Source organism: Polaribacter sp. Z022, from assembly GCF_023555495.1.
GTDB lineage: Bacteria > Bacteroidota > Bacteroidia > Flavobacteriales > Flavobacteriaceae > Polaribacter.
Genome location: NZ_JALCZO010000002.1, coordinates 70,468 through 85,794, shown reverse-complemented (window position 1 = coordinate 85,794; position 15,327 = coordinate 70,468). Strand labels below are relative to the sequence as shown.

At 27.8% G+C, this 15,327-nt stretch carries 10 protein-coding genes; 3 read left to right on the top strand and 7 right to left on the bottom strand.

All coding sequences use genetic code 11. The annotated features are described in order from the left end of the window. Window positions 1-18: 18 nt before the first annotated feature. The 3 genes from gap to MPF13_RS04150 all read right to left on the bottom strand — a co-directional run bounded on the left by gap (window position 19) and on the right by MPF13_RS04150 (window position 6,337). Window positions 19-1,020 carry a type I glyceraldehyde-3-phosphate dehydrogenase gene (gene gap, locus MPF13_RS04160; protein WP_249981068.1) on the bottom strand — a complete coding sequence of 334 codons (1,002 nt, stop codon included), beginning with the start codon at window positions 1,018-1,020 and terminating at the stop codon, window positions 19-21. Between the two features lie 26 nt (window positions 1,021-1,046). After that, a complete protein-coding gene (pfkA, locus tag MPF13_RS04155) occupies window positions 1,047-2,030 on the bottom strand; it encodes a 6-phosphofructokinase (protein WP_249981067.1) in 984 nt (327 codons plus the stop codon). Window positions 2,031-2,260: 230 nt separating this feature from the next. Beyond that, on the bottom strand, window positions 2,261-6,337 hold the full coding sequence (locus tag MPF13_RS04150; protein WP_249981066.1) for a translocation/assembly module TamB domain-containing protein: 4,077 nt from the start codon (window positions 6,335-6,337) through the stop codon (window positions 2,261-2,263). A gap of 538 nt (window positions 6,338-6,875) precedes the next feature. Here MPF13_RS04150 and tsaD point away from each other — a divergent pair. The 3 genes from tsaD to MPF13_RS04135 all read left to right on the top strand — a co-directional run bounded on the left by tsaD (window position 6,876) and on the right by MPF13_RS04135 (window position 10,971). Next, window positions 6,876-7,901, top strand: a complete 1,026-nt coding sequence (gene tsaD, locus MPF13_RS04145; protein ID WP_249981065.1) for a tRNA (adenosine(37)-N6)-threonylcarbamoyltransferase complex transferase subunit TsaD — start codon at window positions 6,876-6,878, stop codon at window positions 7,899-7,901. 4 nt (window positions 7,902-7,905) lie between these two features. Further along, window positions 7,906-9,762 (top strand): LTA synthase family protein, encoded by a 1,857-nt coding sequence (locus MPF13_RS04140; RefSeq protein ID WP_249981064.1) that lies wholly within the window; start codon window positions 7,906-7,908, stop codon window positions 9,760-9,762. 183 nt (window positions 9,763-9,945) lie between these two features. Continuing rightward, window positions 9,946-10,971 (top strand): redoxin family protein, encoded by a 1,026-nt coding sequence (locus tag MPF13_RS04135; RefSeq protein WP_249981063.1) that lies wholly within the window; start codon window positions 9,946-9,948, stop codon window positions 10,969-10,971. A gap of 77 nt (window positions 10,972-11,048) precedes the next feature. Here MPF13_RS04135 and MPF13_RS04130 read toward each other — a convergent pair whose 3' ends face one another. The 4 genes from MPF13_RS04130 to tgt form a co-directional block, all read right to left on the bottom strand. Further along, entirely contained in the window at window positions 11,049-12,002 is a 954-nt protein-coding gene (locus tag MPF13_RS04130; RefSeq protein WP_249981062.1) for an acetyl-CoA carboxylase carboxyltransferase subunit alpha, read from the bottom strand. 73 nt (window positions 12,003-12,075) lie between these two features. Then, a complete protein-coding gene (locus tag MPF13_RS04125) occupies window positions 12,076-12,990 on the bottom strand; it encodes a DMT family transporter (protein WP_249981061.1) in 915 nt (304 codons plus the stop codon). Further along, complete coding sequence (locus MPF13_RS04120; protein WP_249981060.1) at window positions 12,977-14,068, bottom strand: LptF/LptG family permease; 1,092 nt, start codon at window positions 14,066-14,068, stop codon at window positions 12,977-12,979. Before MPF13_RS04120 ends, MPF13_RS04125 begins: the two co-directional genes overlap by 14 nt. 21 nt (window positions 14,069-14,089) lie before the next feature. Continuing rightward, the gene (tgt, locus tag MPF13_RS04115; protein WP_249981059.1) at window positions 14,090-15,220 is read right to left on the bottom strand and encodes a tRNA guanosine(34) transglycosylase Tgt; all 1,131 of its coding nucleotides are present in this window, start codon (window positions 15,218-15,220) and stop codon (window positions 14,090-14,092) included. Between the last annotated feature and the right edge of the window lie 107 nt (window positions 15,221-15,327).

The following is a 15,327-nucleotide window of genomic DNA, read 5'->3' as shown; positions in this document are numbered from 1 at the left end:
TTTTATATAAACTAAATACTATAAAGTATCTGCATATTCAATTAAATCTACAATCTTAGTTGAGTAACCCATTTCGTTATCATACCAAGAAACAACTTTTACAAAGTTATCGTTTAAAGCGATTCCTGCACCAGCATCAAAGATAGAAGTACGAGTATCTCCAACAAAATCTTGAGAAACTACTAAATCTTCAGTATATCCTAAAACTCCTGCCATTGGTCCACTTTCTGAAGCAGATTTCATTGCTGCACAAATTTCAGCATAAGTAGCTGGTTTGTCTAACTTTACAGTTAAATCAACCACAGAAACATCCATAGTAGGGATTCTAAAAGCCATACCTGTTAATTTTCCGTTTAAAGCTGGAATTACTTTTCCAACAGCTTTTGCAGCTCCTGTAGAAGAAGGAATTACGTTTCCGATTGCAGAACGTCCACCTCTCCAGTCTTTCATAGAAGGACCATCAACAGTTTTTTGAGTTGCAGTTGCAGCGTGTACAGTTGTCATTAAACCTTCTGAAATACCCCAGTTGTCATTTAATACTTTTGCAATTGGAGATAAACAGTTTGTAGTACAAGATGCATTAGAAAAAATCTTTTGGTCTGCTTTTAATTCAGTGTTGTTTACACCCATTACAAACATTGGAGTATGGTCTTTAGAAGGAGCAGATAATACTACTTTCTTTGCACCAGCTTCTAAGTGTTTCCCTGCAGTTTCTTCTGTTAAGAAAAAACCTGTAGATTCGATTACATACTCAGCACCAACTTCATCCCATTTTAAATCAGCAGGATTTCTTTCTGCAGTAATTCTAATTTCGTTTCCGTTAACAACTAATTTACCATCTTTTACATCAACAGTACCATCAAAAGCACCATGAACTGAATCATATTTTAACATGTATGCTAAATAATCTACATCTAATAAATCATTAATAGCTACTACTTGTACGTTATCTCTTAAAACTGTTTGTCTGAAAGCTAATCTTCCAATTCTTCCAAATCCGTTAATTCCTACTTTAATCATTTTACTAATCTTTATTTATTTATTTTTTATGTTGTTATAATATCAGAAACTCTTAAAAGCTCGTAATTTATAGAGTGACCTCCAGAAATTGCTTCTTTTATATCTGTACTGATAACTATATTATCTTTTAAACCTACCATTAGATTTGTTTTACCATCTAAAAGTAACTCTACTGCTTTTACACCTAATCTACTTGCTAAAACTCTATCAAAACAAGAAGGAGAACCTCCTCTTTGCATATGTCCTAAAATACTTACCCTAACATCATATTCTGGTAAATTTTCTTCTACATATTTAGCTAATTCATAAACGTTTTTTCCAGATTTATCACCTTCAGCAACAACTACAATACTAGATGATTTACCAGCTCTTCTACTTCTTTCTAAAGATTCTAGCATTCTATCTAAACCTAAATCTTCTTCAGGAATTAAAATTTCTTCTGCACCTGCACCTACACCAGCATTTAATGCAATAAAACCAGCATCACGTCCCATAACCTCAACAAAGAATAATCTATTGTGAGAAGAAGCAGTATCTCTAATTTTATCGATAGCTTCTACTGCAGTATTTAATGCAGTATCATATCCTAATGTATGAGATGTTCCAAAAATATCATTATCAATAGTTCCTGGAATTCCAATTACGGGGAAATTAAATTCTTCATTAAATTTTACAGCTCCAGTAAAAGAACCATCTCCTCCAATAACAACAAGAGCATCTACTTCTCTTTCTTGTAAATTTTCGTAAGCTTTTTGTCTTCCTTCAGCTGTTCTAAATTCTTTAGATCTTGCCGATTTTAAAACTGTACCTCCTTTGTTAACAATATTATGTACGCTTCTAGCGCTTAGATCTACAAGATCATTTTCTATAAGACCTTCATAACCTCTATATATACCTACACAACCTAAACTATAATAAGCACAAGACCTAACTACAGCTCTAATTGCGGCATTCATTCCAGGGGCATCTCCCCCAGAAGTCATAACTGCTATTTTTTTTATTTCTTTCATATTATTATGATGTAAAATTACTGCTTTATAACCATTTAAAATAATAAAACTACGAAATCGTTTTAGGCTAATTTTCACTACTATAAGTAGAAAAAACGCAAATTTTATTTGTAAAATTATTGAGTTTAAACTATTATTTTTTTATTAATTTTTGCAGTGCGAAATTAGAAGTTTAAAAAAAGTAAGCAAATGACATTAATCACTTTTTAAAATGATAAAAAGCAGAACGTTTAATTACCTTCAAAATTAATTAAATCATTTTTAGGAGTAATTATTGTATCTTTTTTTATGGTAGGTTTCTTTTTTTGTTTTCTACTTCTAATTTTCTTTAACAAGCCAGATAACGTGTTAAAATTAACTTGATAAGAAAGTCCAACTCCTTGTGTATACCCTTCTTCTTCTGTAGAATATTGAATTTCGTTTTGTCTATTAAAAATAACGCCTCTAAAATTACCTTCTTTATTTAATAAAACCTCTACTTTTACTTCTCCTACAACACTAGATTGAGTTTGTGCACCAACAGGCACCCCTACTTTTCCGTTAATTATTACCCTATCACTTACTTGTGTACTAACAGAAACATCTACCTGATTATCGATATTTAAACTCTCAATATCATTACCACTATTTCCTTGTTGATAATCTACCCCTAATTGAAATTTACCATCTGGATTGTTTAACAAGCTAGAAAACGCTGCTGCAACTGCACTAGATGCTGTGCTTGATATTGTTTCTCCAGCATTAAAATCTACTTTATCTGGATTTGCAAAATTACCAAATGCTAATAAAGAAATAAACTGTGTTGTTTTTTCATTAACGTTATTATCATTTAAAATAAACTCTAACTCACTTGCAATTGTTGGATCTACATTTGTTAATTGTATGTCTAAATCTTGCTTAGAACTAAATAAACCTCCTGTAATTTTAGTTACTAAATCTACTTCAATTTTTCTGTTAGAATTAAAGTTTTCTAATAAAACCCCTGGATTTGCTTTTGCTTTATAAATTGCAGTAACATCTAAGTTTGCTTCATAAGGATCTCCATTCCAAGAAACTGTACCTCCTTTTTGAATAAGAAATGGTTTATTTACAATACCTCCATATTTAAAGTCATATACTCCATTATCTATTGTATAATCTCCAAACATATTAAATTTACCACGTGTATTAATTTCTACTCTAAGATTTCCAGATCCACTACCTGTTAATTGACTTCCATAAACCTCATCAATAACTACTTGGGCTGTTGCATCTTTTGTTACTTCTAAATTTATATTTAAAGACAAACCTTTTATAGCTTCTAAAGCAATTTCTTCTTGAGTTACATCTTCTACTGTTTCTTTAGTTTTAAAGTGAATTAGGTTATAACTATCTACAGTTTCAATATCTTTTAGAGGAACAACAAATGTGGTTCCAGGCATTGTTTTAGCATTTATTTCTATAGTTAATTGTTCTGTTAAACCTGTAATACTTGCAGAACCATCTATAAAAGCAGAACCATAATACAATGCCTCATCAGAATCTTTTGTATCTAAAACTAAAACATTATCTCCATCTAATTCAATATTTAAAAACCATTTCTCAAAGTTTAAATGGGTGATGTCTCCAATTAATTTACCTCTAGTTTTATGTTTTGTATCAACCAAATCTACTTCTTCAAAAATAAATGATTGCTCTTGAAGTGTTATTGTAGATTCTCCTTCAAAATCATAATCTACATTTAAATAAGGAAATTTTAATCCTGCGTTTCTAAGCGTTAAAGTTCCTTCCATTTCTGGATTTCCTAAAAAACCTCTCAAAGAAAAATTACCAGAAGCAACACCTCTTATAGATGACAAAACATCTTGCCCTAAAGGACTAAAGGCATCTAACCCAAAATCTTCTAAATAAACATCTAAATCTATTAAAGGTCTTTGTTCAGAAAAATCTAAAGACCCAGAAGCTGCAATACTTTTTACTTTTTCATTATTTATAGATAAATCTACTTTATATTTTTCATAAGAATTATCACCTTTTACGTTTAAAACTAAATCTCCTTGTTTAAAATTATTAACTTCAAAATCTTTAATAGACATCAACGCCTCTGGACTATAAACACCTTCTCTTTGAACAAAATCTAAATTTCCAGAAAGTGTACCTTTTAAAGCCAAACTATCTATAACTGGTAAAAAACTTTGTAATTTTACTTTAGTAAAATCTGCTAAAAGCACTTTTTCTTCTGTACCAATTAAGCTTCCAGAAAATTCTACTTTTTGTTCTCCAGAAATTAGTTTAAACTGACTAAAATTAAATTCGTTTTCTTTTAAATCGAAAGTAACTTTATTTGTTTTTGATTCATCTGGATTAATTTCCCAAAGGTTTTCTTTAAATTTAAATGAAGATTTTTCTAAACCTACAACAGATTTTCCTTCTGGATTGAACGTATAGAAAAAATCTAAATTAAAATCTTCGTTTTTTTTCTTTCCTCCTGTAAAAACCGATTTAAAATATAGGGTGTCGTTTTGATTTAAACTTAAAAGGTTTAGTTTAGAAACCTTATAATATTTTGTATTAACTTCTGATGCTGTTAAGTGAGAATTATAAAGCGGATTTTGGTTATCTGTTCTTAGTAAAACATCTTTTATTTCATTCCCAAACGCATCAATTTTTGGAGATGACATTGTTAATCTTAACTGATTTTTATCTGCTTTAATTTTTCCTTTAATCTTTGTGTTATCATCTATAGAAATATCAGGAAAAAACACAGTTACAATTTGATTATAAATTGTAAAATTAAAATCTAAATATTGATGAGGAGCTACCTTATATGGTGTATAATTTGTGTAAATACTACCTAATGCATTTTGGGCAACAGGTAATAATTCTGAAAAAGAAAATTTACCAGAAAGATAACCATTAGCAATATCTTTAGATACTACTTCAATTTTTTTAATACTGTCTTTTACAGAAGACTTAACATTAAACTCTTTAAAATTATACTCTTTTTTCTGATTTGTATATAAAATATTATTAAAAGTAGCTTTACCAATTATGTCATCAAAAGTATTACCTTCTACATCTAACTCTATGTTTCCTTTTAAAATAGAAATACTATCTCTTTTAAATAATTTAGTTTCTTTTAAATTTAAATATTCTATTTCAGATTTAAAATCGAATTTATTTATTTGTGATGACAAATCTGCTAAACCATTAAATTCCATTTTAAAATTATCATCAGCTATTTTTAAATTTCCATCAAATTTGTTGTTTTGATATTGACCATTAGCTTTAATATTTTGATAATTATATCCATTAAACTCAAAATTAGACACTTCACCAAGAAATGAAGTATTTATATTTTCTAATTTAAAACCATTTCCTATAACATCTCCTTTTAAAGAAACTTTACCAAAAATTGGATTGTTAAAAAACTTACCAATATTAAATTTATTAAATTCTAAATCGCCATTATAACTAGCATAATCAATATCATTAATATTAGAAATTTGTAAATCTGAAATGATACTACCAATTTGAGATTTTAAATTTAAAGTTGCATCTATTTGTTTAGGTGTAAGGTTTACTTTTCCTTTTACTGTAAATTTTCCAAACTTTCTAAATTCTGTTGGTAATGTGTTTCCTAAAACATTTGGTAATATATTTTTTAATTCAGCATAAGTTGCTGTAACATTTTTTAGATCTCCTTTAAAATTAAATCCTCTTTCAAAATTTACAGAATTTACAAAATCTAAATCGCCAATTATTTTAAGTCCGTTTTTAGATTTTAAATTAAGATTATTTAAAGAAAAATTATTCAATTTTCCGTTTACAACACCTTTTAAATTAATTAAATCTTTACTACTTAATTCTTTGTAATAATTCTTTAAATCTGGTACATAAATACTACTATTATCAAAAACAGCTTTTATGTTTACTTTATCATTAAAAAATGGTAAATCTTCTACTTTATATGTAAAATCAATATTTGCTTTAATGTTAGAATTTAGTGTTTGTAGTGTAGTGTTTTTAAAACGCATTGCAGATTTGGTGTACGAAAAATCTGTAGTTAAACTGGTAACATCTAAACCTTTATTATCTGTAAAATATAGTCCTCTAATTTTTGCAGAAAAATTAGAACCATGAACAAGCATATCTTGTAAACTACCTCCTATGTTTTTTGCAGAAAAGTTAACTGAATCTTTTTTATTAGCATTTATTAATCTGTAGTTTAAGTTGCTAGCATATACATTAGAGGTTCTTAATATAAAAGGTTTTGCTAAAGAATCTTTAGGAGAATCACTATCAAAACTACTATAAAAAACAGACATATTATCGTTTGTTTCTCCTTTATAAGTTTTTGTATAATAATACACATCTTCTAAAGAAACACTTCCTAAATTAACTTCGCTATCAAGAACTTTTTTTGCACTTAAAATAGAAGTACTTAATTTGTTTACAAAGATTAATGTGTCTTTATGATGATCTCTAATTTCTATACCTTTTAATTGAACACTACCTAAATAAGATAAATCTATTTTATCTATTAAAATATTAGTATTAAAATCTTCATTTAATCTTTTAGTAGCATAATTACCAAGTTTAGATTGAATTGCTGGAACCGAAAGTAAAATACTAACTAACAGTAAAAAGAGTACAAAGTACCCTAACCATTTCAGTATTTTTTTTCCAACTTTTTTGATAACCTTTTCTATTTAAAATAAATGTAACAATATGATATATAAAAATCAAAAATATTACCAATTATTACAAAGAACGTGCAAATTTAACAAAGAATTAAATTTCTATTCTTAAAAAAGGAAGACAACATAAAATTATCCTTAATTTTGTCCTAAATTATCATTTTTAATGGAAAAACCAGTTTATATTTTAGGAATAGAATCTTCTTGTGATGATACAAGTGCTTCTGTAATTTGTAACGCAAAAGTTTTGAGTAATGTTGTGGCAAATCAAGAAATACATTCTAAATATGGAGGTGTTGTTCCAGAATTAGCTTCAAGAGCACATCAACAAAACATAGTTCCTGTTGTGCAACAAGCTTTAGAGCAAGCTAAAATTTCTAAAAAAGATTTAACTGCTATTGCTTTTACAAGAGGTCCAGGTTTAATGGGTTCTTTATTAGTGGGTACTTCATTTGCTAAATCTTTGGCTTTGGGTTTACAAATACCTTTGATTGATGTAAACCACATGCAAGCACATATTTTATCGCATTTTATTGAGGAAGAAAATAGCAAAATACCACCTTTCCCATTTATATGTTTAACAATAAGTGGTGGTCATACTCAAATTGTAAAAGTTACCAATCATTTTGAAATGGAAATTTTAGGTGAAACTATAGATGATGCAGTTGGTGAAGCTTTTGATAAATCTGCTAAAATATTAGGTTTACCTTACCCTGGAGGACCTTTAATAGACAAATATGCCAAATTAGGAAACCCAAAAGCTTTTCCGTTTACAAAACCAAAAGTTGGCGATTTAGATTTTAGCTTTAGTGGTTTAAAAACTGGTATTTTATATTTTGTTCAAAAACAAGTGAAATTAAACCCTAATTTTATTGAAGAGAATTTAAATGATATTTGTGCTTCAATACAATATACCATTGTAGAAATTTTAATGAATAAATTAAAAAATGCTGTAAAACAAACTGGTATTAAGCATATTGCAATAGCTGGTGGTGTTTCTGCAAATTCAGAAATTAGAGAACGTTTAAAATTAGCCGAGAAACATTTTGGATGGACAACGTATATCCCTAAATTTGAATACACTACAGACAATGCTGCAATGATTGCAATTACTGGGTATCTAAAATTTTTAAACAACAATTACTCTGATGTTTCAATTACTGCTAAAGCACGTTTAAAAGTTACAGAATAACTCTATGAAGACTTTTAAAAACAGACTTTTATTTAACCTAAGCTATTTCTTTTTATGGATTGCTTATTTTGTATTTGCTCGTTTATTTTTTCTACTTTTTAATTACAGTGAAACCAAAGAATTAAGCTTTTTAACAACTTTAAAAACATTTTTATACGGACTTCAGTTAGATTTAGCATTTGCAGCATATTTAGCTTTTATTCCTTTTTTATTAATTATTGGATCTGTTTTTGTTAATGCTAAAAAAATTGGAACATTTATAAAATGGTATTCTTATTTATTAATCATTTTTATAAATTTATTATTATTAATTGATGCTGGCTTATATCAATCTTGGGGAGTACGTTTAGACACAAGTATACTACCCTATTTAAACACACCAGAATTAATGATAGCTTCTGTTTCTAGCTTTCAACTAATTTCTGGAATTCTTTTTTGGCTTTTAATTACATTTATTATTATCAAATTATTTAAAAGAGTAATCAACAATAAAATTGAAAATATTTCTACTAGTTTTTGGTTACAAGCACCTGTTTTTTTAATAATAGCAGCAAGTTTAATTATACCTATAAGAGGAGGTTTCCAAACAATACCTGTTAATCAAAGTAATGTGTATTTTTCTAATAAAATGTATGCTAACCATGCATCTATAAATTTTATTTGGAATTTTTTCAACACATTAACTCACAAAACAGATGGTAAAAACCCTTATAAATATTTTGATACCGAAACTGCTAATAACATCATAAATAAAACTAAAGACAAACTTTTAGAAGCAAATACAGACAGTATTTTAAACATTAAAAAACCTAATGTTATTCTTATAATTTGGGAAGGTTTAACTGCAAAAGTTGTAGGTTCATTAGGAGGAGAACCTTTAGTTACACCAAACATTAATAAACTTTCGAAAGAAAGTATCTTATTTACAAATTTTTATGCAAATGGAGATAGAACTGATAAAGGCTTACCTGCTATATTGAGTGGTTATTATCCTCCTCCTATAAAAAGAATCATGAGAATGCCTAACAAAACTAGGAGCTTACCAATGTTACCTCAAAAAATGATTAATTTGGGTTATAATACTTCATTTTATTATGGTGGTGATTTAAATTTTGGGAATATGAATACCTATTTACGAAATGCTGGTATAAATAACTTTATTGATGGTAGTGAATTTGACAAAGATGATTGGAACTCTAAATGGGGGGCACATGATCATATTTTCTTAGAACGTTTTGCTAAAGATTTACAAAACAATCAACAAGAACCATTTTTTAAAATAGCATTAACATTAAGCAGTCATGAGCCATATCAATTTCCAGATGAATACAAATTTGGAAAGGATTCTGAAGACAATAAATTTAGAAGTTCACATTACTATACAGATAAGTCTATTGGTAAATTTATTGATTTTGCAAAAAAACAATCTTGGTATAAAAACACTATAATTGTTATTATGGCAGATCATGGACATAGCTCACCTAAACATGAGGGCCCTTATAATAATTCAAAAAGATTCAAAATCCCTATGTTATGGTTAGGTGGTGCAATACAAAAACCAGGTTTAAAAATTAATAATTTTTCTAGTCAAGTAGATTTTTCTTACACATTATTAGATTTATTAGGTGGTGAGAATAAAGATTTTGTTTTTAGTAAAAACATTTTTAATACATCAGACAATCAATATGCACATTATCTATTCAATAAAGGGTTTGGTACCATTACTAAAAACGGATTTTTTTTATATGATTATGTAAGTAAAAAACCAATTTTAATTGAAGGAAAACAAACCTCTAAATTAGATTCTTTAGGAAAAGCTATTTCTCAAAATGCATTTCAAGACTTTTTAAACAGAAAATAAATATTTACTTACTTTTTAAATTTGAATTACAAAATCAGTAGTTCTTGTATTAAAAAAAATACTTGTAAAAAACTTTTTTTGATCTTCTATAACTAATAAACGTTAAATTGTATTGTAATAATTTAACTATTTTTATTTAGGTATAAATCTTATATTTGTTTTCGAAATTTTAAGAAAATAAAAATGAAAAAAATTAGTCTAGCACTATTTACAATTCTATTAATTGCCTCTTGTTCTAACGAACATTCTAAAGATTATATTTCTTTATCTGGTAAATTAGAAAACAATAAAGATTCTATAATATCTATAACTGGTAGAAAAGGAGTTTTAAAAACCATTGCAATTAATAAAGATGGTTCATTTAAAGATTCTTTAAAAGTAGAAAAGGTAGATATCTATACTTTTCAAACAAGTAATACTAAAAGAACTCCTCTTTATTTAAAAAACGGTTTTGACATTACTATAACTGGTGATGCTGATAACTTTATGACTAGTTTTGAATATTCTGGAAAAGGTGCTTCTAATTCTAAATTTATTATTGCTCAGTTAAATAAAAGTAAAAGTTTAGGAAACCCTGCAACAATTCTTGCTTTAGAAAAAAATGCTTTTGAAGCTAAAATGAGTACACTAAAAAAGGAATATGACAGTATTTTATTTTCTTACAAAGACTTAGACAGTTCTTTAGTAGATATGGCTAAAAACCAAAACAAACAAATGTTTTCTTATTTTCATAAAACTTATGAAAACAATCAATTAATGGGAAAAGGTAAACCTTCTCCTAAGTTTGAAGGATATGTTGATATTAAAGGAGGTAAAAAATCTTTAGATTCTTTTAAAGGAAAATATGTTTATATAGATGTTTGGGCAACTTGGTGTGGACCATGTATTAGAGAAATTCCTTCTTTAAAAAGTATTGAAAAAGAATTCCATAATAAAAACATTGAATTTGTTAGTATTTCTACAGACGAATCTAGAAGAAGTGGTGGTTCTTGGGAAGCTGCAGAAAAAAAATGGAGAGATTTTGTTAAAGAAAAACAAATGACTGGAGTACAATTATGGTCTGGACAAGATTTTAGCTTTCAACAAGCATATCAAATTGCAGGTATACCAAGATTTATTTTAATTGATCCTAATGGAAATATTGTAGATGCAAATGCACCAAGACCTTCTGACCCAAGATTAAAAACTTTATTAAATTCTTTATTATAAGAATTAAATTCAACTCATAAAAAAAGCGAAATCTAAATTTAGATTTCGCTTTTTTTATAATATTAAGTTTACAAATATTACTCTTTATAAACTCCCATATCTGCATATTTATCCATTCTTTTAGATACTAAGTCTATTTCATTTAAGTCTTTTAACTCATCAAAAGCAGCAACTATTTGATCTTGTACAGCTTTAAATGCTTCTTCTCTATTAGAATGTGCTCCACCTACAGGCTCTTGTATAATTCCGTCAATTAATTTTAACTTCTTCATATCATTACCTGTTAATTTTAAAGCAGAAGCAGCTTGTTCTTTAAACTCCCAACTTCTCCATAAAATAGAAGAACAAGATTCTGGAGAAATTACTGTATACCAAGTATTTTCCATCATATATACTCTATCCCCTACTCCAATCCCTAAAGCTCCACCAGAAGCTCCTTCACCAATAACAACAGTTATGATTGGTGTTTTTAAACGAGTCATCTCTAAAATGTTTCTAGCAATTGCTTCTCCTTGTCCACGTTCTTCAGCTTCTAAACCTGGGTAAGCACCTGGAGTATCTAATAAAGTTACTACAGGAATTCCAAATTTTTCTGCCATTTTCATTAAACGTAAGGCTTTTCTATATCCTTCTGGATTAGCCATACCAAAATTTCTATACTGACGTGTTTTAGTATTATACCCTTTTTGTTGACCAATGAACATAAAAGATTGATCACCAATTTTACCTAAACCACCTATCATAGCTTTATCATCTTTTACGCTTCTGTCTCCATGAAGTTCCATAAAAGTGTTTCCACAAATGGCATTGATATAATCTAAAGTATAAGGCCTATTTGGGTGTCTAGATAATTGAACTCTTTGCCAAGGCGTTAAGTTCTTATAAATATCTTTTCTTGCTTTATCTAGCTTTTTTTCAATTTTTTTACAAGTAGCACTTACATCTACATCGCTTTCTTTACCAATAATCTGACACTTATCAAGTTGATCTAAAAGCTCTTTAATTGGCATTTCAAAATCTAAATATTCCATAATCTAGTTATTTGATTTTAGTTGTTTGGTTAGACAAACATACTATAAAATTAATAGTTTTTTAAAAAAGTTTTTACTTTTTTCTAACAGTCTTTTCTTTAATTTTATTTCTTATTACAGTTCTATTCTTAATTACCCCATTTAATAGAACTACAAATAATACTATAAATGCTCCTAAATAAAAGGCTGGATTCATTTTTTCTTTATCTCCAAATATAAAAATAGCTAAAATAATAGCATAAATTGGTTCTAAATTTATGGTTAGCATCACTGTATAAGGAGATAAATATTTCATAACTTTTACAGAAGCAATAAATGCATAAGCTGTACATATACTACTTAAAATGATAAGATATAACCAATCTGATTTTTGAACTTCAAAAAATGAAGTTGAAAATCCGTTATTAATCAAAAGGTAAATTGTAATAAAGAGTACTCCAAATAACAATTGATAAAGTGAAATTGTATCTGCTTCATATCTTTTAATAAAAAGGCCATTAAAAACAGAAAAAAGAGCACTTAAAAAAGAAGAAATTAAAGCATATATAATTCCTAATTTATACTGACTTTCAAAATTAAATATAATGTAAAGACCTAAGATTACTATTAATCCTAAGACAATTTCTAACGTTTTTATTCTTCGTTTAAAGAAAATAGGTTCTATTAAAGACACAAAAAAAGCACCAGTACTCATTGTAACTAAAGCAACAGAAACATTAGAAACTTTAATTGCTTTGAAGAAAAAAATCCAATGTAAAGCAATTATAACACCTGTAACTAAAAACTTAAAAACACCTTTTACATCTACTTTAAAAGATTTTTTTTTGAATAAAAAATAGAGTAAAATAAATACTACTGCAAGAGACATTCTGTACCAAACTAATGGTATTGCATCTAAACTAATTAATGCCCCTAAAATTGCTGTAAACCCCCAAATAAAAACTATTAAATGTAATAGTAGGTAATTTTTTAATTTACTTTCTTGCATTTAAGTACAGATAAATGGCCAAACCACCAAAAACAAAATTTGGCATCCAAACATAAACTAATGAGTTTACACCAGCTACACCTCCTAAAACTTCAGATATTTTCATTAAAAAAACATATACAAACATTACTCCAATACCTATAGCTAAATTTACACCTGTACCTCCTCTTCTTTTTCTAAAAGCTAAAGCTACTGCAATAATTGTTAATATATAAGATGCAATTGGTAAACTTGTTCTTTTATGAAATTCTACTAAATAAGCGTTTAAGTTTTTTACACCTCTTTTTTTAGAAATTCCGATAAACTCATTTAATTCTCCTGATGGCATTTCTTGTGATAATGCAGATTTATAAATTAAATCTTTTGCAGTAAAACTGAAGACTGTATCTAATTTACTACCAGAAGAAATACTATCTTTTTGTTTGTACAGTTTACGCATTTTCCAACTAGATAGTGTAAATGTAGAATCCTTATCGTTATACTTTATTCTACTTGAAACTAATTTAGATTTAAGTTTTATACCATCATATACTTCTGATGAAAAATCGTAACCAGATTTTGTTTCTGTATTAAAACTCCTAATATAAATATAAGTACTGTCTGATAATTGCAAGCTAAAATCAGTAACCCGTTTTAATTCGTTTTTTTGTCTTGCACTATTAATATACTCTCTCTCAAACTTTTTTCTTTCTTTACTACTACTAGGAACCACAAAATGATTCATTACTAAAGAAACAATAGTTATTAAAGTTGCACCTATAAAATAAGGGTATAAAAAACGTGTAAAAGAAACTTTAGCATTTGTAATTGCAATAATTTCTGTGTTATTAGATAATTTAGAAGTAAATAAAATTACAGCAATAAATAATGCCAAAGGCATAAACGTATTTGTGTAATAAATTATAAAATTCTTATAATACTCTTCAATAATTTGATAAGTACTTAAATTTGCATGTTCTAAAAAATTATCAATTTTTTCAGATATATCTATTGCAATAGCAATAGGTATTAAGATTAATAAGGTAAACAAGAATGTTACCAAAAATCGTTTTAATATGTACCAATCAATAATTTTCAAAAGAGTATCTGAATTTTACATTTACAAACGATTATCCATTTGTTTTACCATTTTATCTTTCCATTCTCTAAAATCTCCTGCTAAAATATGTTTTCTTGCTTCTCTAGTTAACCAAACATAAAAACCTAAATTATGTATAGATGCAATTTGCTTTCCTAACATTTCTTTAGCAGCAAAAAGATGACGTAAATATGCTTTCGAGTACATTGTATCTACCCAAGTTATTCCCATTTCATCTATTGGAGAAAAATCTTCTGCCCACTTTTTGTTTTTAATATTTATAGAACCATGAGCGGTAAACAACATTCCGTTTCTAGCATTTCTTGTTGGCATTACACAATCAAACATATCTATACCTAAAGCAATGTTTTCTAAAATGTTAATTGGTGTACCAACTCCCATTAAATAACGTGGCTTATCTTCTGGCAAAATTTCTGTTACAACTTCTGTCATTGCATACATTTCTTCTGCTGGCTCACCAACAGAAAGACCTCCAATTGCATTTGCTTTTTGACCTGAGTTTGCTATATATTCTGCAGATTGTCTACGCAAATCTTTATAAGTACTTCCTTGTACAATTGGCATAAAAGTTTGCTCAAAACCATATTTGTAAGGCAATTTATCTAAATGATTTATACATCTATCTAACCATCTATGTGTCATATGCATGGATCTTTTTGCATAATTATATTCACATGGGTAAGGTGTACATTCATCAAAAGCCATTATAATATCTGCTCCTATTGTACGTTGTGTTTCCATAACGTTTTCTGGCGTAAAAAAGTGCATAGAACCATCTATATGACTTTTAAATTTTACACCTTCTTCGTTAATTTTTCTTCTTCCAGAAAGAGAGTACACTTGGTAACCACCAGAATCTGTTAAGATATTTCTATCCCAATTCATAAACTTGTGTAAACCACCTGCTTTTTCTAAAATATCTAAACCTGGACGTAAGTATAAATGATAGGTGTTACCTAAAATTATATCTGGATTTATTTCGTTTTTTAATTCTGTTTGATGTACTCCTTTTACAGTACCAACAGTTCCTACAGGCATAAATATTGGAGTTTCTATTTCTCCATGATCTGTAGTTATTACTCCTGCTCTTGCCTGACTCTTTGGGTCAGTTAATTTTAAGTCGAATTTCAAGCGTTTAAATTTTGATGATTTTTGTAAAAAAAAAATTAATCATAAAATTAAGAACGCGTGTAACCACTTCGTTCTCTCATTTATTTATTTTTAAATTATTCTAATAA